Genomic DNA, 20,761 nt, shown 5'->3' with positions numbered 1-20,761 from the left:
TAGACCGATGGCACACAAGAAGGGCGCCTCGTCCAGCCGGAACGGCCGTGACTCCAACGCGCAGCGGCTCGGCGTCAAGCGGTTCGGCGGACAGGTCGTGAACGCCGGCGAGATCATCGTCCGCCAGCGCGGCACCCACTTCCACCCCGGCCTCAACGTCGGCCGCGGCGGCGACGACACGCTGTTCGCGCTGATCGCCGGAACGGTCGAGTTCGGCCGCTACCGGGGCCGCAAGGCCGTGAGCATCGTCCCGCCGGCGGAGTAAACCGCCTGCACCAGAGCGTTATCCAGAGGGCGGACCGTTCGGTCCGCCCTCTGTCTTTGTCACCGAACGATCAGTGAATGATCACCGAGGGAGACCCCCATGGCCGCCGGCGCACAGTTCGTGGACCGGGTGGTGCTGCACATCGCGGCGGGCAACGGCGGGCATGGCTGCGCCTCCGTCCACCGGGAGAAGTTCAGGCCGCTCGGCGGCCCCGACGGCGGCAACGGCGGTCGGGGCGGGGACGTGATCCTCCAGGTGGACGCCAACACCGCCAGCCTGCTCGACTACCACCGCCGCCCCCACCGCAGGGCCGGCAACGGCAAGCCGGGCCAGGGCTCCAACCGCAACGGGGCCGACGGCGACGACGTGCTGCTCACCGTTCCGGACGGCACCGTGGTGCTGACCGCGGGCGGCGAGGTCATGGCCGACCTCGTGGGGGAGGGCACCCGCTTCGTCGTCGCGCAGGGCGGCCGGGGCGGGCTGGGCAACGCGGCGCTCGCGTCCGCCAAGCGCAAGGCTCCCGGGTTCGCGCTGCTGGGCGAGGAGGGCGAGGCCCGCGAGATCGTGCTGGAGCTCAAGAGCGTCGCGGACGTGGCGCTGGTCGGGTTCCCCAGCGCGGGCAAGTCGTCGCTGATCGCGGCGCTCTCGGCGGCCCGGCCCAAGATCGCCGACTATCCGTTCACGACGCTGACCCCCAACCTGGGCGTGGTCGCCGCCGGGGACGTGACGTTCACCGTCGCCGACGTGCCGGGTCTGATCGAGGGCGCCAGCGAGGGGCGCGGCCTGGGCCTGGCGTTCCTCCGCCACATCGAGCGGTCCTCGACCCTGGTGCACGTGCTGGACTGCGCCACCCCCGAGCCCGGGCGCGACCCGGTCAGCGACTTCGAGGTCATCGAGGCCGAGCTGCGCGCCTACGACCGGGCGCTGGACGACGAGCGACCACTGTCCGGGCGGCCCCGGCTGGTGGTGCTGAACAAGATCGACGTCCCGGACGGCCGGGGCATCGCCGACCTCGTGCGCCCCGAGTTCGAGAAGCGCGGGATGCGGGTCTTCGAGGTGTCGGCGGCCTCCCACGAGGGGCTGCGGGAGCTGTCGTTCGCGATGGCGGAGATGGTCGCGGCCCACCGGGCCACGCTGCCGACGCCGGAGCCGACCCGACTGGTGATCCGTCCCGAGCCGGTCGGCGGGGCGGCCGACTTCGCCGTCAAGGCGCTGGGCGACAACACCTTCCTCGTCGGGGGCGACAAGCCGCGCCGCTGGCTGCGGCAGACCGACTTCGGCAACGAGGAGGCGGTGGGCTATCTGGCCGACCGGCTGGCCCGGCTCGGCGTGGAGGAGGCGTTGGCGGAGGCCGGCGCCGAGCGCGGCGCCACCGTCATGATCGGCACCGAGGAGGACGCGGTGGTCTTCGACTGGGAGCCGGAGATCCTGGCGGGCGGCGGCGACGGCATGGGTCCCCGCGGCACCGACCGCCGCCTGGGGGGCCGATGAGCGACATCCGCGAGGCGATCCTCAAGGCCAGACGGGTGGTGGTCAAGGCGGGCTCGTCCTCGCTGACCACTCCGCAGGGCACCATCGACGCCGACCGGATCGACGCGCTGGTCGACGTCCTGGCCGCCGGACGGGCGGCCGGACGCGAGATCGTGTTCGTCTCGTCCGGCGCCATCGCCGCCGGCCTGGGCCCGCTGGGCCTGACCCGCCGCCCGCCGGACCTGGCGACGCAGCAGGCCGCGGCCAGCGTCGGGCAGGGGCTGCTGGTCGCCCGCTACACCTCCTCGTTCGCCCGGTACGGGCTCCGGGTCGGGCAGGTGCTGCTGACCGCCGACGACATGATGCGCCGCGCCCACCACCGCAACGCGCAGCGCACCCTGGAGCAGTTGCTCGCGCTCGGCATCGTCCCGATCGTCAACGAGAACGACACGGTCGCCACCGACGAGATCCGGTTCGGCGACAACGACCGGCTCGCCGCGCTGGTCTCGCATCTGGTCCGCGCCGACGCGGTGGTACTGCTGTCGGACGTGGACTCGCTCTACACCGGCGACCCCGCCCGCCCCGACTCCCGCCGCATCGCCGAGGTGCGGGGCCCCGAGGACCTCGCGGGCATCGAGCTGGGAGGCTCCGGCAGGGTCGGCACCGGCGGCATGGTGACCAAGGTCGAGGCCGCCCGGATCGCCGGCGTCCCGGTGGTGCTCACCAACGCGGCCTCCGCCGCCGCCGCGCTCGCCGGTGAGCCCATCGGCACGTTGTTCCATCCGCAGTCCCGCCGCCCGTCGACCCGGCTGCTGTGGCTGGCGCACGCCACCACCGGCCAGGGACGCCTGGTGCTGGACACGGGCGCGGTCGACGCGGTGGTGCGGCGGCGCAAGTCGCTGCTGCCCGCCGGGGTCACCGGGGTCGAGGGCGACTTCACCGCGGGCGATCCCGTGGACGTGTGCGCCCCGGACGGAGACGTGGTCGCCCGAGGTCTGGTGAACTACGACGCGGGGGAGATCCCGGACCTGATGGGCCGCTCCACCCGCTGGCTGGCCCGCGAGCTGGGCCCCGAATACGAACGCGAGATCATCCACCGTGACGATCTCGTCATCCTCGACGGCCGATCGACGAAAGGGCAGGGCGATGAGTGAGCGCGAGGACTTCTTGCGGGTGGCCGGACCGGCCAGGGAGGCGGCGGCCGAGCTGGCCCCGCTGCCGCGGGCGGCCAAGGACGCCGCGCTGCACGCCGTCGCCGACGCGCTGGTGGCGAACGCCGCCGAGATCGTCAAGGTGAACGCGCAGGACGTGGCGCGGGCCCGGGACAACGGCATCTCCGAGTACATGATCGACCGGCTGTCGCTGGACGAGGGCCGGATCGCCGCCATCGCCGACGCCGTCCGCCAGGTCGCCGCGCTGCCCGACCCGGTGGGGGAGACGGTGCGCGGCACCGTGCTGCCCAACGGGCTGGAGCTGCGACAGATCCGCGTCCCGATGGGCGTGGTCGGCATCATCTACGAGGGCCGGCCCAACGTCACCGTGGACGCGGCGGCGCTGTGCCTCAAGAGCGGCAACGCGGCGCTGCTGCGGGGCTCCTCCTCGGCGTACGAGTCCAACTCCGTCCTGGTCCGCGTGATGCAGGACGCGCTGCGCGGCACCGACGTCCCGGCGAACGCCGTCCAGCTCGTGCCCGGCACGTCCCGCGAGTCGGTCAAGCACCTGATGCGGGCGCGCGGTCTGGTGGACGTGCTGATCCCGCGCGGCGGTGCCTCGCTGATCAACTCGGTCGTGGAGGAGTCCACCGTGCCGGTGATCGAGACCGGGGTGGGCAACTGCGCCGTGTACGTGGACGCCGACGCCGACCTGGACATGGCCATCGACATCCTGATCAACGCCAAGACCCAGCGCCCCTCGGTCTGCAACGCCGCCGAGACGCTCCTGGTGCACGAGGGCGTCGCCGACGCGTTCCTGCCCCGGGCGCTGGAGGCGCTGCGGGCCGAGGGCGTCACCGTGCACGGCGACGAGCGCGTCCGCTCGTACTCGGGCGACGTGGTCGAGGCCACCGAGGACGACTACCGCGCCGAGTACCTGTCGCTGGACATCGCCGCCCGCGTCGTCGACTCGCTGGACGAGGCCGCCCGGCACATCCGCACCTACGGCTCCGGGCACACCGAGGCCATCGTCACGAACTCGCAGCGGGCCGCCCGCCGCTTCGTCGCCACCGTCGACTCGGCGGCGATCATGGTGAACGCCTCCACCCGGTTCACCGACGGCGAGGAGTTCGGGTTCGGCGCGGAGATCGGCATCTCCACCCAGAAGCTGCACGCCCGCGGGCCGATGGGGCTGCCGGAGCTGACCTCCACCAAGTACGTGGTGACCGGCGACGGCCAGATCAGGGCCTGACGAGGCGGTCCGACGCGCCGCGTGAGGTGACGCCGAGCCCGGGGCACGCGTTCGACAGGTGACAGCCGAGGGCGCGCGGGCTCAGGAAGAGCCGCGCGCCGATCGCGCGACGGGCCGGTCCCGGTGCCGCGTTCGAGGACCCAGGCGGCGACCCCGCCGAACGCCTCCTCGACCCGCTCGATGGCTCGGCACCGTCGACGGCAGGCCCTACTGCACCTGCCCGATGTCGCGGGCGAGCTGCAGGCCCCGGGCGGCCGACGACCGCCCCTCACGATGCCGGCCCAGCAGCAGGGGGAACGCGCCGGCAGCGCCAAGGCCCCCAGGGCGCTCTGCGCGGTGTCGCGGGCGGGGTCAGCCGTCGTTGTCGTTCTGGGAGTTGCCGCCGCGGCGGCCGGCACGGGCGAACAGGTCGCCGGCGAGGCCGGCGGCGCCCTCCGCCACGTCCCGGAGCTTGCCGATGAACGGATCGGCGGTCTCGTTCCACGACTCCCGGTAGGCCCGGGCGGCGTTGCGGATCTCGTCGGTCACCTTCGCGCCGGCGTCCTCCTCGCGGCGCGGGTAGTGGCCCTCCAGGATCCGCCGGTACTCGGCCCCTCCCGCCCACTTGTCGATCTCGGCGAACCGCACCACCGCGTACGGGTGCGAGCGCTGCAGCAGGTTGAGGAACTTCAGCAGCCCGTCCCGCACGTCCCCCGCCGCGTCGTACTCGCGGGCCTGCCGGTGGAACGCCTCGGTGTTCATCTCCGTGAGCTGCGGGCCGCCGGCCATCTTCATCAGCGCCCGCTTCACCGCGTCGACGTCCTGGCCGGCCAGCAGCCCCGCCCGGTCGGCCGACAGCTCCGCCTTGCGCTGCCACTCCTGCAGCCCGATGATGATCGCCCCGATCGCGATGTTGCCCAGCGGCAGCCACGCCAGCCGGGAGCCCAGCGACGTCAGGATCAGCAGCATCGTCCGGTAGACCGCGTGGCCGGACAGGATGTGCCCCACCTCGTGCCCCACCACGTACCGCAGCTCCTCGTCGTCGAGCAGCTCGATCAGGCCGGTGTTCAGCACGATGAACGGCTTGTCGGTGCCGATCGCCATCGCGTTCGGCGTCGGGTCCTGCACCACGAACAGCTCCGGGACCTCCTCGAAGTCCAGGACGTAGGCGGCGTCGCGGACCATGTCGTGGATGTTGCGGAACTGGTCCTCGCCGACCCGGACGCTGCCGCCCAGGAACATCAGCCGCAGGGCGCGTTCGCTGAACATGCCGGAGAGCCGGCGCAGGACGGTGTCGAAGCCGGTCAGCGAGCGCAGCGCCACCAGGGCGGAGCGGTCGGCCGGATGCTCATAGGCCCGGGAGCTGATTCCGGGGAAGCGCGTGCGTGCACGATCCGGGGTGTTCTTCGTCATGTCCGGCATGTTAGGTCCGACGATCCGCCCCGCCTCCGGGTTCCCGAAGCCCCTGCGCACGGCGCGATCCGGCCGGCCGACGATCCCCTCCGGCCCCGGGGGCGGGCTGCGGACGGCCCCGCCGCGCTCGTTAGGGTCGGCCCTATGACCAGCAGCACGGCCGGCGGCCCGCGGCGCCTCGGCGTGATGGGCGGCACCTTCGACCCCATCCACCACGGCCACCTCGTGGCCGCCAGCGAGGTCGCCCACCTGTTCCGGCTCGACGAGGTGGTGTTCGTCCCCACCGGTCGGCCCTGGCAGAAGACCGAGCGCAAGGTCGCCGCCGCCGAGGACCGCTACCTCATGACGGTGATCGCCACCGCCTCCAACCCGCGCTTCTCGGTGAGCCGTGTCGACGTCGACCGTCCCGGCTCCACCTACACCATCGACACCCTGCGGGACATGCGCGAGATCCACGGGCCGGACACCGAGCTGTTCTTCATCACCGGCGCCGACGCGCTCGCCAAGATGATCTCCTGGCACAACGCCGAGGAGATGTTCACCCTCGCCCACTTCGTCGGCTGCACCCGTCCCGGCCACCACCTCAAGGACCCGGGACTGCCGGACGGCCGGGTCAGCCTCGTCGAGGTGCCCGCCCTGTCGATCTCCTCCACCGAGTGCCGCGCCCGCGTCCGCGACGGCGAGCCCATCTGGTATCTCGTCCCGGACGGGATCGTCCAGTACATCAACAAACGGTCCCTTTACCGAGAGTGATCGCGGCGCGACCCGGCCGGACAGCCCTCCCGAGGCCATAACCTGGAAGAACACGGCCGTCCCCGGCGCCGCCGCGAGGACCGGCGCCGGGACCGGCGGCCGTGAGAGAGTAGACCCGGGAACCGTCCCCAAACGGGAGGATCACGACCGCACGTGACCGCATCCGACAGGGCCGCAGAGCTGGTCCGAATCGCCGCCGAGGCGGCGGGCGACAAGCTGGCCGACGACATCATCGCCTACGACGTCAGCGAGCAGTTGGTCATCACCGACGCCTTCCTGCTCTGCTCCGCCCCCAGCGACCGCCAGGTCAGGGCCATCGTCGACGAGATCGAGAAGCGCTTGCGCGAGGAGGCCGACGCCAAGCCCGTGCGCCGCGAGGGCGAACGCGAGGGCCGCTGGGTGCTGCTCGACTATCTCGACGTGATCGTCCACATCCAGCACGAGGAGGACCGCACCTTCTACGCCCTCGAGCGGCTGTGGAAGGACTGCCCTCCCCTCACGCTGCCGGAGAGCGTCAACGCCCACGCCGCGCAGCGCGCCCGCACCGTCGGCCACAGGAGCGCCGGTGACTGACGAGATGGGCACGGGCGCCCGCCGCGAGCCCGGCAGCCGCCGTCTGGTGCTCTGGCGACACGGCCAGACCGCCTGGAACGTCGAACGCCGCTTCCAGGGCAAGACCGACATCCCCCTCGACGAGACCGGCGTCGCCCAGGCCGCCCGCGCCGCCCGCCTGCTGGCGGCCCTGCAGCCCACCACGCTCCTGGCCTCCCCCCTCCGGCGCGCCGCCGACACCGCCGCCGCCCTCGCCGACCTCACCGGGCTCCCCGTCGCCCACGACCGGGACCTCATCGAACGCGACGGCGGCGAGTGGGAGGGCCTCACCAACGCCGAGATCCGCGAACGCTACCCCGCCGAGCACGCCGCCTGGCAGCCGCCCGGCGGCGAGACCAGCCCCCAGGTCGCCAAGCGGGTCACCGCGGCCCTCGACCGCGCCCTCGACCGGCTCCCCTCCGACGGCCTCCTGGTCGTCGCCTCCCACGGCGCCGCCCTCCGCCTCGGCATGTGCGGCATGCTGGGCCTGCCCGAGGAGATCTGGGAACGCCTCGGCGGGCTGTCCAACTGCTGCTGGTCCGTCCTCGCCGAGATGCGCGACGGCGGCTGGCGGCTCGTCGAGCACAACGCGGGCACCCTGCCCGAGCCCGTCCTCAGCGACGACCGCCCCGGCCAGGACGACCGGGCCGGCACCCGCCCGCCGCGGCCGCTCTGACCGTCCCCAAATTCGATTCGAGTCCACGCCCCCCGTCCTATACACTGGCGAGGCGCTGCGGGATGTACGTCCACGCAGTCGCACGGGGCTATGGCGCAGTTGGTAGCGCGCCTCCATGGCATGGAGGAGGTCTGGGGTTCGAATCCCCATAGCTCCACTCGGGCCTGGGGCCGGCATGGTCGCGACGTTGTCGCTTCCCTGTCGGCCCTCGTCATTTCCCCGGGGGGCGACCCCCGGACCCCCGATGTGGGGGCTCCGCCCCCACGCCCCCATTTCCGGCTTTGCCGGGGTTTCGGGGGTGTTGGAAAGTGGTCGGGGGTGGCCTTGCTGGGTGTGCGGGCGGATGGGGTGGTGCTGTGCGGGGGCGTATGCCCTCGCGCAGTCGGTTTTGTGGGGCTGGGGGACGTGGGGGGCGGCGACGGTCGCTGTTAGAAGTCGAACCAGAACACGCAGGACAGGTTGTAGAGCTCGTTGGAGTCGGTGGTGGACTCCACGATGTCGTGCCAGTTGCCGCCGTGCTGGGCCTGCATCCATGCGACCGACGGGCCTAGCGGGTCGCCGTACCTCGCGATGTTGCGCTCTTCCAGTTTGCGGACCTGGCGGCGTTTCATCTTGGTGCGGACCAGCGCCTTGGCCTGGTTGCGGCGCGGCACCATGGTCCGGGCGATCTCCTGCTCGGGGCGGCCCTGCACGCGGAGTCGGTAGATCTCCACCTTCATGGCGTCCAGGTGGTCCAGGTACTGCTGACGGACCTGGCAGTTGTGCACCCAGTCGTCGGCCGGCCCGTAACCGGTCCACAGCGAGAGCGAGAACGAGCCCGGCAGCATCAGGGCCGTGATGATCAGCCGCCGCATGGCGCAGCACCTCCGGGGGGCCGACAGGACGCCGTACACAGGTCAAGGCCGGTCAATGATCCCGCATATCGTGAGCGTCCGGTCGTGTCATGCCGGATCGGCTCCACTCGGCCGCCGCGATCACGGGCCCCGACCCCGCTCCACCCTGCCGGAACGGCCCGCTGTGCGGATCCACCCGCGTTGTGCACTAAGCTCTTCCCTGGCCGGTCGGAGATCCTGGATTTCCCCGGGCGAGCACGGGGCTATGGCGCAGTTGGTAGCGCGCCTCCATGGCATGGAGGAGGTCTGGGGTTCGAATCCCCATAGCTCCACGATCACGAGGGGCCGGCGGACATCCGCCGGTCCCTCGTCCGTTCTCGTCCTCCGCTCAGGGGCGTACGAAGGGCGACGGGAGATGCGGCGCGGCGAGCAGCCCGTCACGCTCCCTGATCCGCCGCAGCAGCTCCGCGCGCGTGATCGCCGCAGCGCCGGGATTCTCGTCGTACACGTACGTCGCCATCTCGTCGGCCAGGTGCACGGGATGGAGGACGACGTCGCCCGACACCACCAGGCGGTGGTCGTCCACCACCACCGACTGGTGTCCGGGGGTGTGCCCGGGGGTCGGGACGAGTTCCACGTGGTCGGCCAGCGTCTTCCGGCCCTCCGCGGCGTCAAGGGACCCCGCCTCCCTCAGCGGACGCACGATCCGCTCGTTCACCGGGTCGTGGACCTTCCCCCTGAGCCAGTCGAGCTCTCGCCGTTGCACCACGTACCTGGCGTTGGGGAACGCCGGCATGCCCTCCTGAACGGCGCCGCTGGCATGGTCGCTGTGCAAGTGGGTGAGGACCACGACGTCCACGTCCGTCGCCGCCACCCCGGCCGACGCCAGGACGTCACCGAGCCCGCCTGGTACGGGTGCCCAACTGGACGCGGGGGAGTCGGTACCACCGAGGCCGGTGTCCACCAGCACGGTGGGGCCGGACGGGATCCGCAACAGGAAGCAGTGGAAGTGCAGCACCCACTCGCCCTGGAGGCCGTACGCCTCGGGTGCGTGCGCGCACAGGTGCTCCCACACCGTTGGGGATGCCCCCGGGAACGTCTCGTCCAGTGGCTTGCGCAAGGACTCGCCCATGGGGCCGACCGCGTCGCACAGGGGGATGACGTCGACTCCGGCTATCGACTTCGGGGAAAGGTCATGCATGGCTGACACCCTCTCACCGCCTTCTGAACTGGATCGATGTGAGTCAGGGCCGGCCGGCTCGTGGGGGAGCGGGTGTTCGAGGTGTGAGGCCTCGGATCCTGGGCATCGGTGGGGCTCCGGCGTGGGCCGAGATCTGGGAGCGGGGGTGAATGTGTCGTGTCGATGGGGATCTACGGCGGGGGGACCACGGGGGAGCGTTGATCGCTCCGGGTCGTCGGCGCCCTTCGCGTCGGTCCGCGACTGCCCCGGGGAACTCGGATCGGGACGTTCGATCTTGAATTTGACGGGTAATGCGATCTTGCTTAGAGTTCACGTGCCCCAAGGGGATGCGGGACGCCGAGAGGCGGACGGCCTCGGGGGAACCTTCCGGCGAAAACCGTTCGAAGCTCGCTCCGAACGGGGGTAAGCTGGAGGGGACAGCCCAGACGGGATGCAGGACACCGCGAGGTGGCCGGCCCGAGGGAGTCCACAGCGGATCGTACGGGCACGGAAGTGCAACGTTGATCGTCGTGGACTGGGCGCGCAGCCGACAAACCAAGATCATCCAGATCTCGGGGTTGACAGCAGCGAAGATCCTGGTAAGTTAGAAGGGTTGCCCCACGGGGACCTGCCTGATCAGGCAGGGTGTCCGAGGTGGGTGTCCGTTTCTTGAGAACTCAACAGTGTGTTAAAAGCCAGTGCCTTGTGACAGCCTCCTGTTGTGGGGGGTTGTTGTTTCCTCGTCATAGAGGAATTTCTTTGAGGCAATGCGCATCCCGGGGCCCCTTTTTTGGGGGGTTGTTCGGGGTGTGGTTTTGCCGGGATTGTTTCCCAGGGTTTTGGCCTCGTTTCTCCGCTGTTTTTGGTGGGGGGTGGGGTCGTTGGGCCTTGATGGAGAGTTTGATCCTGGCTCAGGACGAACGCTGGCGGCGTGCTTAACACATGCAAGTCGAGCGGAAAGGCCCTTCGGGGTACTCGAGCGGCGAACGGGTGAGTAACACGTGAGCAACCTGCCCCCGACTTCGGGATAAGCCTGGGAAACCGGGTCTAATACCGGATACGACCTCCACTCGCATGGGTGGTGGTGGAAAGTTCTTCGGTCGGGGATGGGCTCGCGGCCTATCAGCTTGTTGGTGGGGTGATGGCCTACCAAGGCGACGACGGGTAGCCGGCCTGAGAGGGCGACCGGCCACACTGGGACTGAGACACGGCCCAGACTCCTACGGGAGGCAGCAGTGGGGAATATTGCGCAATGGGCGAAAGCCTGACGCAGCGACGCCGCGTGGGGGATGAAGGCCTTCGGGTTGTAAACCTCTTTCACCACCGACGAAACCAGACGGTAGGTGGGGAAGAAGCGCCGGCTAACTACGTGCCAGCAGCCGCGGTAATACGTAGGGCGCAAGCGTTGTCCGGAATTATTGGGCGTAAAGAGCTCGTAGGCGGCCTGTCGCGTCCGTCGTGAAAGCCCACGGCTCAACCGTGGGTCTGCGGTGGATACGGGCAGGCTAGAGGCAGGTAGGGGAGAACGGAATTCCCGGTGTAGCGGTGAAATGCGCAGATATCGGGAGGAACACCGGTGGCGAAGGCGGTTCTCTGGGCCTGTACTGACGCTGAGGAGCGAAAGCGTGGGGAGCGAACAGGATTAGATACCCTGGTAGTCCACGCCGTAAACGTTGGGCGCTAGGTGTGGGGCTCTTCCACGGGTTCCGCGCCGTAGCTAACGCATTAAGCGCCCCGCCTGGGGAGTACGGCCGCAAGGCTAAAACTCAAAGGAATTGACGGGGGCCCGCACAAGCGGCGGAGCATGTTGCTTAATTCGACGCAACGCGAAGAACCTTACCAAGGCTTGACATCGCCGGAAAACTCGTAGAGATACGGGGTCCTTTTGGGCCGGTGACAGGTGGTGCATGGCTGTCGTCAGCTCGTGTCGTGAGATGTTGGGTTAAGTCCCGCAACGAGCGCAACCCTCGTTCCATGTTGCCAGCACGTGATGGTGGGGACTCATGGGAGACCGCCGGGGTCAACTCGGAGGAAGGTGGGGATGACGTCAAGTCATCATGCCCCTTATGTCTTGGGCTGCAAACATGCTACAATGGCCGGTACAGAGGGCTGCGATACCGTGAGGTGGAGCGAATCCCTAAAAGCCGGTCTCAGTTCGGATCGAAGTCTGCAACTCGACTTCGTGAAGTCGGAGTCGCTAGTAATCGCAGATCAGCAACGCTGCGGTGAATACGTTCCCGGGCCTTGTACACACCGCCCGTCACGTCACGAAAGTCGGCAACACCCGAAGCCCGTGGCCCAACCACTTGTGGGGGGAGCGGTCGAAGGTGGGGCCGGCGATTGGGACGAAGTCGTAACAAGGTAGCCGTACCGGAAGGTGCGGCTGGATCACCTCCTTTCTAAGGAGCACCTCCACCCCTGGCCTTCCTCCTCGTGTTCCTCCCGTTCCCCCCGTCGTTCGCGGCGGGTCGGGTGGGAGGGCGTGCGGGGGATCGCGTGAGGGTGCAGAGGCCTCGGCCGTCGGAGACGCGTGTTCTCCGGGTCGGGAGCTCATGGAACCGTGGAGCACTGGCTACTCAACCCACCGGACCGTTCGGGTCCGGTCAGTACTATCCGCCACCCCCGCCTCGCGCGGAGGTGGCCGCCCCATCCCCCTTTGCGGGGGCGGGGTCGCGCATCGCCTCCCCTTTCGCGGGGTGGGGGTGCGGGGTGTGGAACCTCCGGTTGTTCGGGGGTCTGGTGGGTTGGACACACTGTTGGGTCCTGAGGAAACGGACCCGGTCTTTTCGGCCTCGGGCCGTCGGATGCCCCTCGTGTTCGGGGGTGTTGTTCGGCGGCCGGTCCGATGAGATGTCTCTCTTCGTCGTTCTGTTCTTCCGCTGTTTGGCGGGAGGTGGGGTGTCGGGGGAGGGGTGGGGTTGGTTTCTTCTGGTTGTTGCGGGGCCGTGGCCCGCCCTTGTCGGGGTGTGGTGTGGTCGCTGGTTGTTTTTTGTGAACTGCATAGTGGACGCGAGCATCTTTGATCGCTGATTTGTGGTCATTGTTGTTAAGTTTTTAAGGGCACACGGTGGATGCCTTGGCATCAGGAGCCGATGAAGGACGTGGGAGCCTGCGATATGCCTCGGGGAGCCGGCAACCAGGCGCCGATCCGGGGATTTCCGAATGGGGAAACCTGGCACCCGTCATGGGGTGTCGCCGCCGTCTGAATGTATAGGGCGGTTGGTGGGAACGCGGGGAAGTGAAACATCTCAGTACCCGCTGGAAGAGAAAACAAGAGTGATTCCGTGAGTAGTGGTGAGCGAAAGCGGAGGAGCCTAAACCGTGCGCGTGTGATACCTGGTAGGGGTTGCGTGTGCGGGGTTGTGGGAGCATCCGGTCGGGTCTACCAGTCCGACGGGGAGTCATAAAACATCGCGGTAGTCGAAGGGTCTGGGATGGCCGACCGTAGACGGTGAGAGTCCGGTAGACGAAATCGTGGTGTCTCCTTGGGGTGTTTTCCCGAGTAGCACGGGGCCCGTGAAATCTCGTGTGAATCTGCCACGACCACGTGGTAAGGCTGAATACTTCCTGGTGACCGATAGTGCACGAGTACCGTGAGGGAAAGGTGAAAAGTGCCCCGGTGAGGGGTCGTGAAATAGTACCTGAAACCGTGTGCCTACAAGCCGTCAGAGCCGTCGGCCCCTTTGGGGGTTGGTGATGGCGTGCCTTTTGAAGAATGAGCCTGCGAGTTATGGTGTGTGGCGAGGTTAACCGGTGTCGGGTAGCCGTAGCGAAAGCGAGTCTGAAGAGGGCGTTTTAGTCGCATGCTGTAGACCCGAAGCGGAGTGATCTAGCCATGGGCAGGGTGAAGCGCCGGTAAGACGGTGTGGAGGCCCGAACCCACCAGGGTTGAAAACCTGGGGGATGACCTGTGGTTAGGGGTGAAAGGCCAATCAAACTCCGTGATAGCTGGTTCTCCCCGAAATGCATTTAGGTGCAGCGTCGCGTGTTTCTTGCCGGAGGTAGAGCTACTGGATGGCCTAGGGGCCTTACCGGGTTACCGAAGTCAGCCAAACTCCGAATGCCGGTAAGTGAAGCGCGGCAGTGAGACTGCGGGGGATAAGCTTCGTAGTCGAGAGGGAAACAGCCCAGATCATCGGTTAAGGCCCCTAAGCGTGTGCTAAGTGGTAAAGGATGTGGAGTTGCCGTGACAACCAGGAGGTTGGCTTAGAAGCAGCCATCCTTGAAAGAGTGCGTAATAGCTCACTGGTCAAGTGATTCCGCGCCGACAATGTAGCGGGGCTCAAGCACACCGCCGAAACCGTGGCATCCGCGCCTTATGGTGTGGGTGGGTAGGGGAGCGTCCGGCAAGCCGGTGAAGCATCGGTGTGAACCTGGTGTGGAGGTTGCCGGAGTGAGAATGCAGGCATGAGTAGCGATTCGCACGTGAGAAACGTGCGCGCCGATTGACCAAGGGTTCCTGGGGCAGGCTTTTCCGCCCAGGGTAAGTCGGGGCCTAAGGCGAGGCCGATGGGCGTAGTCGATGGATAACGGGTTGATATTCCCGTACCCGCGGGCACGCGCCAATATCGAACCCTCTGATGCTGACCACCCGATCCTTCGTTCGGGCCTTCGGGCCCGTGCGCGGGGGAGGCTGGGACCCGAGGGGGTAGTAGGTAAGCGATGGGGTGACGCAGGAGGGTAGCTCAGCCCAGGCGGTGGTCGTCCTGGGGTAAGCATGTAGCCCGCGCGATAGGCAAATCCGTCGCGCGCACAGGGTGAGATGTGATGCCGAGCCGTTTTAGGTGAAGTGAGTGATCCCATGCTGCCGAGAAAAGCCTCTAGCGAGTGTGCCGGCGGCCCGTACCCTAAACCGACTCAGGTGGTCAGGTAGAGAATACCGAGGCGTTCGGGTGAACTGTGGTTAAGGAACTCGGCAAATTGCCCCCGTAACTTTGGGAGAAGGGGGGCCGCTTCCGGTGAACGCCTTCGCGGTGGGAGCTGGGGGCGGTCGCAGTGGCCAGGGGGAAGCGACTGTTTACTAAAAACACAGGTCCGTGCGAAGTCGTAAGACGCTGTATACGGACTGACGCCTGCCCGGTGCCGGAACGTTAAGAGGACCGGTCAGCCCGTAAGGGTGAAGCTGAGAATCTAAGCGCCGGTAAACGGCGGTGGTAACTATAACCATCCTAAGGTAGCGAAATTCCTTGTCGGGTAAGTTCCGACCTGCACGAATGGCGTAACGACTTCCCCGCTGTCTCAACCACAGGCCCGGCGAAATTGCAGTACGAGTAAAGATGCTCGTTTCGCGCAGCAGGACGGAAAGACCCCGGGACCTTCACTATAGCTTGGTATTGGCGTTGGGAGCGTCTTGTGTAGGATAGGTGGGAGACTGTGAAGCTCGGACGCTAGTTCGGGTGGAGTCGTTGGTGAAATACCACTCTGGTCGTTTCGAGCGTCTAACCCGCGCCCCTGATCGGGGTGGGGGACAGTGCCTGGTGGGTAGTTTAACTGGGGCGGTTGCCTCCCAAAAGGTAACGGAGGCGCCCAAAGGTTCCCTCAGCCTGGTTGGTCATCAGGTGTCGAGTGCAAGGGCACAAGGGAGCTTGACTGTGAGACAGACATGTCGAGCAGGTGCGAAAGCAGGGCCTAGTGATCCGGCATCTCCGTGTGGAAGGGATGTCGCTCAACGGCTAAAAGGTACCCCGGGGATAACAGGCTGATCTTCCCCAAGAGTCCATATCGACGGGATGGTTTGGCACCTCGATGTCGGCTCGTCGCATCCTGGGGCTGGAGTAGGTCCCAAGGGTTGGGCTGTTCGCCCATTAAAGCGGCACGCGAGCTGGGTTTAGAACGTCGCGAGACAGTTCGGTCCCTATCCGCTGCGCGCGCAGGAGACTTGAGAGGATCTGTCCCTAGTACGAGAGGACCGGGACGGACGAACCTCTGGTGTGCCAGTTGTCCCGCCAGGGGCATGGCTGGTTGGCTACGTTCGGTAGGGATAACCGCTGAAAGCATCTAAGCGGGAAGCCTTCCTCGAGATGAGGTCTCCCTCCCACTTTCGGGTGGGGTAAGGCTCCCAGTAGACGACTGGGTTGATAGGCCGGAGATGGAAGCCTTGTGAGGGGTGGAGTCGACCGGTACTAATAGGCCGAGTGGCTTAACAACACTCCGCATCTTCTGCGTGATGTTCGCGTCCCTATGCGGTTCACAGAGAACAAACAGTTTTCCGTGAACCGAACAACAGAATACGAGCCGTCCACCCCCTAAGGGGGGTTCGGTTCGCCCACGGTTTTCCCCACACCCGCGTGTGTGGGGGTTGGGCGTTCCGGTGGTCATGGCGGAGGGGAAACACCCGGTCTCTTTCCGAACCCGGTAGTTAAGCCCTCCAGCGCCGATGGTACTGCATGGGAGACCGTGTGGGAGAGTAGGACACCGCCGGAACAACACGTAAGGTCGGGGCCCGTTCCCTGGAGAACCCTCAACACGAGGCCGTTCTCGGGAACGGGCCCCGACCCATTTCCCCCCTGCCCCGAAGAACCGAGGGGAAAGCCGGTCAGATCTCCTCACCCGCCACCACGGCGTCCGCGTCCACGATCCGATACGCATATCCCTGCTCGGCCAAGAACCGCTGCCGATGCGCCGCGTACTCCTGATCCAACGTGTCCCGCGCCACCACCGCATAGAACCGCGCCCCACCACCGGACGCCTTGGGCCGCAACACCCGACCCAACCGCTGCGCCTCCTCCTGCCGCGACCCATAAGCCCCCGACACCTGGATCGCCACCGCCGCCTCCGGCAGATCGATCGAGAAGTTCGCCACCTTCGACACCACCAGAACCGACAACTCCCCGGAACGAAAGGCATCGAACAACCGCTCCCGTTCCCGGATCCGGGTGTCACCCTTGATCACCGGAGCGTCCAGCCGTTCCGACAGCTCGTCCAGTTGGTCGATGTACTGACCGATGACGAGGGTCTGCTCCCCCCGATGCCGTTCCACCAACGCCTGAATGATCCGCGTCTTGGTCTCGGTCGTGGCACAGAACCGGTAACGATCAGGTCAGCGCCTTCGGTGCCTGGCATGGCCACACTTTGGGTCTCCACCCCGACGAGCGGCTGCGCACTATCCTCGCGACAACGGCCGAGCGTTCTGGAGGGCAAACCCCCGGGCACACCGCTCCCACTGCTCGCGCAGGCCGGTCCGCACGCGAACTCGGCATGGTCGGTGCGTCTCGGTTCAGGGCACCACGCGGTTCTCCCTCATCTTCGAGGCCTCGCGGACGCCATCTGGCCAGTCGGACAAGTCCCTGGACCATCGTCCGATGCCGTCGTCCGGCCCGCGTGCCGTTCCTCGTCCCAACTTTTCCGAAGTCCCACCTCACGTTCCAGCACTCCGGAGCGTTTACCCGGTGTGAGACACAAACCCTTCGAAGCGATCATCGCGGAGCACGGGTCGACCGTGTGGCGTGTGTGCCGGGCCGTTCTCGACCCGGGCGCGGCAGAGGACGCATGGTCAGAGACGTTCCTCGCCGCGATGCGCGCCTATCCGGAGCTGCCGCCGGACAGCAATGTCGAGGCATGGCTGGTCACCATCGCGCATCGTAAGGCCATCGACCAGGTGCGGGCCGAGGCGCGGCGTCCCGTTCTCTCCGATGATCTGCCCGAGCGGCGCAGCACCGAGGGGATTCCCGGGTCCACCGACCACGACCTGCTCGACGCCGTCAAGGCACTCCCGCTCAAGCAACGGCAGACGGTCGCCTACCACTACCTCGCCGGGCTGCCCTACAAGGAAGTGGCCGAGATCGTCGGCGGCAGTCCCGAAGCGGCCCGGCGTTCGGCGGCCGACGGGGTCACGGCGCTCCGCAAGATCTACCAGACCGACTCGGAAGGAGAACGCCGATGAGCATCGACCACCGGCCTGACGTCCCCGACGACGATCTCTTCGCCGCGCTGCCCACCATGGACGAGGCCACCAGGGCCCGGCTCCACGACCGGCTGGCCGCGGAGGCGGAACGCACCGGGGTCCTCGACGTGGCGTACCGGACGATCGACAGTCCGGTCGGGAGGCTGCTGCTGGCCGCGACCGACCATGGCCTCGTCCGGGTGGCGTACGCGAGCGAAGATCACGACAGGGTGCTGGACGACCTGGCGGAGCGCATCAGTCCCCGGGTGCTCCACGCCCCTGCGCGGCTCGATCCGGTCGCCAGTGAGCTCGAGGAGTATTTCACCGGCCACCGCAGGGCCTTCGACGTGCCACTGGATCTGCAGCTCTCGCAGGGCTTCCGCCGTACCGTCCTGACGCATCTGCCCGACATCCAGTACGGCACCACCGCGAGCTACGCGGTCGTGGCCGAGTACGCCGGCAACCCCAAGGCCGTGCGCGCCGTGGGCACGGCCTGTGCGACCAATCCGCTGCCGGTCGTCGTGCCCTGCCACCGCGTGGTGCGCAGTGACGGCACCGTCGGCCAGTACATCGGCGGCGTGGAGGCGAAGCTGGCCCTCCTCGCCTTGGAGACCGCAGCATGACCGCGCCCGAAGCCGAAAGGACGTTGCCGTGACGGCCCCTACGCACACCACCCCGGCGGACAACGCCGGACCTGTGAACGGTGTCGGCCTCGTCGACAGGGTCGAGCTCATCGACTGGGCGTCGGTCACCAACGAGGTGAACGCGTCCGGAAGCGGATTGACGCCGCCGTTGCTCACCACCGAGGAATGTGCGGCCATCGCTGACTTGTACGACCGGCCAGGACTGTTCAGGTCCACGGTCGACATGGCGCGCCATCGGTTCGGGTCAGGGCAGTATCGATACTTCGCCGCGCCCTTCCCGGAGCCGGTGAGCGTCTTGCGCAGAGCCTTCTATCCCCGTCTACTGCCGATCGCCCGTGACTGGGCCGCCAAGTTGGGACGACCGGCGCCGTGGCCGGATTCGCTCGACGAGTGGCTGGCGATGTGCCACGCGGCGGGGCAGACGAAGCCGACGCCGATCCTGTTGCGTTACGAGGCGGGCGACTGGAACGCACTGCATCGTGACCTCTACGGAGATCTCGTGTTTCCGCTGCAGGTGGTGATCAACCTGAACCGCCCGGAGGCCGACCACACAGGCGGTGAGTTCCTCCTGGTGGAGCAGCGCCCCCGAGCACAGTCACGGGGAACGTCCACCACGGTCGGGCAGGGTCGGGCGTTGGTCTTCACGACTCGGGATCGTCCGGTCAGGTCGACGCGGGGCTGGTCGGCCGCGCCCGTCAGACACGGCGTGAGCACGATCAGGACAGGACGACGGCACACCCTCGGGCTCGTGTTCCACGATGCGGCCTGACCAGAGACCCCCTGGGATTCATGACTCCCACGCCGCGGAAGAGGCATGGAACGTGGGATAGGGCCGTGTGGACTAGGGCTGTTGGGAATGAGGCCGTTGGGAGTGAGGCTGCCTGGAGCGGGGCGGATGGAGGGGCCGTGTGGACTCGGGGTGCTTTGGCGCGGGGCTGTGGAGGGGATCGCCTGGAATGGCTGAGGCGTACGCGTTGGTGGGAGCCGATGGGCGTACATATTTGAGTTCGGAGCCGGGTGCGCTGGGAGGTCACCGTCGCAGCAGGCTTTATGGGCGGCTGGACTGTCCTTCGGCGTTGCGTGCGATCGCCCGTGGGGGTTACGTACGGCAGCGGGTGTTCTTCGCGGACGAGGCGACCGCCGTGGCGGCCGGGTACCGGCCGTGCGCGGTGTGCCTCCCCGCGGAGTATGGGAGATGGAAGGCGGAGCGTTGTCGTCCGAAATGAGTTCAGGTGGTCGGAGAGCGGTTTTGAGTTCGGGAGCACGAAGGGCCTTTGGGAGTTCAGGTGCTCGGAGGGGTGGTTCGCCGCTCGTTCGTCGGCCTGCGGTGGGGCAGGGGGAGTGCATGCACGGTGGTGATGAGGTGCGGGCTTTGGTCGCTGTGATGCGTGCGGCGCGGCCGCGGATCCGCGTGATCACCCTGGGGCATGGACGTCAGGACGGCTGCAGAGCCGCCATCGAGGCCGTGGGCCTCGAGTGGGAGCGGGCCGGCGGGACGGTGCTGGCGGTCGTGGACTGGCCCGAGGTGGCGGCCTCCTGGCTTCGGCATGCCCGGCGGTTCGTTCGCGGGGAGCCCGATGGCTGGGCGGTGGCCGGTGCTCCGGTCGGGTGGGCGCAGATGAGCCGGAGGCTGCGGCACAGTACGGAGTGGGAACCGCGCGTACGTTCGGGTTGGCCTGTGCCACCGGGGACGAGGCGCTGAGGCTGGCCGGCGAAGAAACCCTGGAGGGGCTGCGGGGTGCGGTCAGGTGTCGGCCGTCTCCAGGCGGGTGAGGTGCTCGGCGGCTCGGTGGAGATCGTTCTCGCTGAAGACGTGGATGCCGTGCTGTTCCAGGAGAGCGGTGGTGACGCCGACGCCGGGGGACGCTGTGCCGGTGAACGTGCCGTCGTAGATCCGACTGCTCCCACAGGAGGGGCTGGACTCCTTGAGCACGGCCATGCGGGCTCCGGCTCGCTCGGCGGCCTGGAGTGCCCGGTGCGCGCCACGGACGAAGGCGTCGGTGACGTCGAGACCGGTGTCGGTGACGACGCGGGCGCAGCCGTCCAAGACACCGGTCCCACCGCCGGCCCCGATGATCTCGGCGGGACGGCGGGGAACGGGGAGGCCACCGCCGATCTCCGGGCAGTAGGAGACCAGACGACCTTCGGACCGCCAGCGGAGCAGCAGCGCGTCCTCACTGAGCTTGTCGCGGCCGTCGTACCGAACCGGCTGTCCCAGCAGGCAACCGCTGACCAGGATCATCTCCACGGTTCCACCGTACCCGCGCCTCCCAGGACGACCGGCCGCACAGGACGCTGACGGGGACCAGGGCGTCTTGCGGGACATCCAAAATTGCGCCGCCCAGAATGCCGCGGGGATCTGTGGAACGGCGTCCTTCAAACTGCACGACAGCGCCGGGTCTGCTGCAGCCACGGAGCTCTGGCCACGCCCCCCATGCCCTGCTGCTGTGGGCCGTTCCGGCGTGCCGGAATTTGCACGCGGACACCTTGGTCTCCACTGGACAGCGCTGCGGCCTTGAAGTTTCCTTGACCCCCGTTGGCCATAGCGGGTTGGCCATCGGCATGGTGATGTGGCGGCTTGGTTTCAGGCGAGGATGCTGGGGCCGTGGTGGAGCCAAGCGAGGGCATGGGGCGGGGCGGGCGCGCGGACAGGTCGCCGGAGGCGGGGAACG

15 protein-coding genes, 2 tRNA genes, 3 rRNA genes and 1 pseudogene are annotated in these 20,761 nt (G+C 67.8%); 16 read left to right on the top strand and 5 right to left on the bottom strand.

What is annotated here, in order from left to right; genetic code table 11:
• Positions 1 to 7: 7 nt before the first annotated feature.
• The 4 genes from rpmA to DFJ69_RS04765 all read left to right on the top strand — a co-directional run bounded on the left by rpmA (position 8) and on the right by DFJ69_RS04765 (position 4,138).
• Positions 8 to 265, top strand: coding sequence for a 50S ribosomal protein L27 (rpmA, locus tag DFJ69_RS04780; RefSeq protein WP_116021351.1), 258 nt, complete (start codon positions 8 to 10; stop codon positions 263 to 265).
• 99 nt (positions 266 to 364) lie between these two features.
• On the top strand, positions 365 to 1,756 hold the full coding sequence (obgE, locus tag DFJ69_RS04775; RefSeq protein ID WP_116021350.1) for a GTPase ObgE: 1,392 nt from the start codon (positions 365 to 367) through the stop codon (positions 1,754 to 1,756).
• Complete coding sequence (gene proB, locus DFJ69_RS04770; RefSeq protein WP_116021349.1) at positions 1,753 to 2,889, top strand: glutamate 5-kinase; 1,137 nt, start codon at positions 1,753 to 1,755, stop codon at positions 2,887 to 2,889. The genes obgE and proB overlap by 4 nt, the downstream gene beginning before the upstream one ends.
• Entirely contained in the window at positions 2,882 to 4,138 is a 1,257-nt protein-coding gene (locus DFJ69_RS04765) for a glutamate-5-semialdehyde dehydrogenase (protein ID WP_116021348.1), read from the top strand. Before proB ends, DFJ69_RS04765 begins: the two co-directional genes overlap by 8 nt.
• Positions 4,139 to 4,489: 351 nt before the next feature.
• Here the strand turns inward: DFJ69_RS04765 and DFJ69_RS04760 are convergent, their stop codons facing one another.
• Positions 4,490 to 5,530 (bottom strand): M48 family metallopeptidase, encoded by a 1,041-nt coding sequence (locus tag DFJ69_RS04760; RefSeq protein WP_245974018.1) that lies wholly within the window; start codon positions 5,528 to 5,530, stop codon positions 4,490 to 4,492.
• Between the two features lie 144 nt (positions 5,531 to 5,674).
• Here DFJ69_RS04760 and nadD point away from each other — a divergent pair, with 144 nt between their 5' ends.
• The 4 genes from nadD (at position 5,675) to DFJ69_RS04740 (ending at position 7,707) form a co-directional block, all read left to right on the top strand.
• A complete protein-coding gene (gene nadD / locus DFJ69_RS04755) occupies positions 5,675 to 6,283 on the top strand; it encodes a nicotinate-nucleotide adenylyltransferase (protein WP_116021346.1) in 609 nt (202 codons plus the stop codon).
• A 153-nt stretch (positions 6,284 to 6,436) separates the two neighbouring features.
• Positions 6,437 to 6,856 carry a ribosome silencing factor gene (gene rsfS / locus DFJ69_RS04750; protein WP_116021345.1) on the top strand — a complete coding sequence of 140 codons (420 nt, stop codon included), beginning with the start codon at positions 6,437 to 6,439 and terminating at the stop codon, positions 6,854 to 6,856.
• Positions 6,857 to 6,860: 4 nt separating this feature from the next.
• Entirely contained in the window at positions 6,861 to 7,550 is a 690-nt protein-coding gene (locus tag DFJ69_RS04745) for a histidine phosphatase family protein (RefSeq protein ID WP_116021344.1), read from the top strand.
• A gap of 84 nt (positions 7,551 to 7,634) precedes the next feature.
• Positions 7,635 to 7,707 (top strand) — tRNA-Ala (locus DFJ69_RS04740).
• Between the two features lie 271 nt (positions 7,708 to 7,978).
• Here the strand turns inward: DFJ69_RS04740 and DFJ69_RS04735 are convergent.
• Positions 7,979 to 8,404 (bottom strand): hypothetical protein, encoded by a 426-nt coding sequence (locus tag DFJ69_RS04735; protein ID WP_116021343.1) that lies wholly within the window; start codon positions 8,402 to 8,404, stop codon positions 7,979 to 7,981.
• A 238-nt stretch (positions 8,405 to 8,642) separates the two neighbouring features.
• Here DFJ69_RS04735 and DFJ69_RS04730 point away from each other — a divergent pair.
• A tRNA-Ala gene (locus DFJ69_RS04730) sits at positions 8,643 to 8,715 on the top strand.
• Between the two features lie 56 nt (positions 8,716 to 8,771).
• On the opposite strand, the gene DFJ69_RS04725 is transcribed toward DFJ69_RS04730, so the two are convergent.
• Positions 8,772 to 9,584, bottom strand: a complete 813-nt coding sequence (locus tag DFJ69_RS04725; protein WP_245974016.1) for an MBL fold metallo-hydrolase — start codon at positions 9,582 to 9,584, stop codon at positions 8,772 to 8,774.
• 867 nt (positions 9,585 to 10,451) lie between these two features.
• Here DFJ69_RS04725 and DFJ69_RS04720 point away from each other — a divergent pair.
• From DFJ69_RS04720 to rrf, 3 genes are all read left to right on the top strand, one after another.
• Positions 10,452 to 11,962: ribosomal RNA gene (locus DFJ69_RS04720) — 16S ribosomal RNA — on the top strand.
• Positions 11,963 to 12,607: 645 nt separating this feature from the next.
• Positions 12,608 to 15,710: ribosomal RNA gene (locus DFJ69_RS04715) — 23S ribosomal RNA — on the top strand.
• Between the two features lie 159 nt (positions 15,711 to 15,869).
• A 5S ribosomal RNA gene (gene rrf, locus DFJ69_RS04710) occupies positions 15,870 to 15,986 on the top strand.
• The 16S, 23S and 5S rRNA genes sit together here, the layout of an rRNA operon.
• Before the next feature lie 112 nt (positions 15,987 to 16,098).
• On the opposite strand, the pseudogene DFJ69_RS04705 reads toward rrf, so the two are convergent.
• A pseudogene (locus DFJ69_RS04705) lies at positions 16,099 to 16,599 on the bottom strand (helicase-related protein); the annotation flags it as partial.
• Between DFJ69_RS04705 and DFJ69_RS35295 the strand changes: the two are divergent.
• The 4 genes from DFJ69_RS35295 (at position 16,531) to DFJ69_RS36420 (ending at position 19,315) form a co-directional block, all read left to right on the top strand.
• Positions 16,531 to 17,445, top strand: coding sequence for an RNA polymerase sigma factor (locus DFJ69_RS35295; protein ID WP_342769838.1), 915 nt, complete (start codon positions 16,531 to 16,533; stop codon positions 17,443 to 17,445). The pseudogene DFJ69_RS04705 and the gene DFJ69_RS35295 overlap by 69 nt on opposite strands.
• Positions 17,442 to 18,068, top strand: coding sequence for a methylated-DNA--[protein]-cysteine S-methyltransferase (locus DFJ69_RS04695; protein ID WP_116021341.1), 627 nt, complete (start codon positions 17,442 to 17,444; stop codon positions 18,066 to 18,068). Before DFJ69_RS35295 ends, DFJ69_RS04695 begins: the two co-directional genes overlap by 4 nt.
• A gap of 28 nt (positions 18,069 to 18,096) precedes the next feature.
• Positions 18,097 to 18,858, top strand: coding sequence for a 2OG-Fe(II) oxygenase (locus DFJ69_RS04690; protein ID WP_245974012.1), 762 nt, complete (start codon positions 18,097 to 18,099; stop codon positions 18,856 to 18,858).
• Positions 18,859 to 19,045: 187 nt separating this feature from the next.
• On the top strand, positions 19,046 to 19,315 hold the full coding sequence (locus DFJ69_RS36420) for an Ada metal-binding domain-containing protein (RefSeq protein WP_116021340.1): 270 nt from the start codon (positions 19,046 to 19,048) through the stop codon (positions 19,313 to 19,315).
• A gap of 518 nt (positions 19,316 to 19,833) precedes the next feature.
• Here the strand turns inward: DFJ69_RS36420 and DFJ69_RS04675 are convergent.
• Positions 19,834 to 20,337, bottom strand: coding sequence for a 2-thiouracil desulfurase family protein (locus DFJ69_RS04675; RefSeq protein WP_116021338.1), 504 nt, complete (start codon positions 20,335 to 20,337; stop codon positions 19,834 to 19,836).
• Between the last annotated feature and the right edge of the window lie 424 nt (positions 20,338 to 20,761).

The sequence above is a fragment of the Thermomonospora umbrina genome, from assembly GCF_003386555.1.
GTDB lineage: Bacteria > Actinomycetota > Actinomycetes > Streptosporangiales > Streptosporangiaceae > Thermomonospora > Thermomonospora umbrina.
The sequence above is the reverse complement of the archived record's forward strand: the minus strand, read 5'-3'. Positions and strand labels throughout refer to the sequence as shown.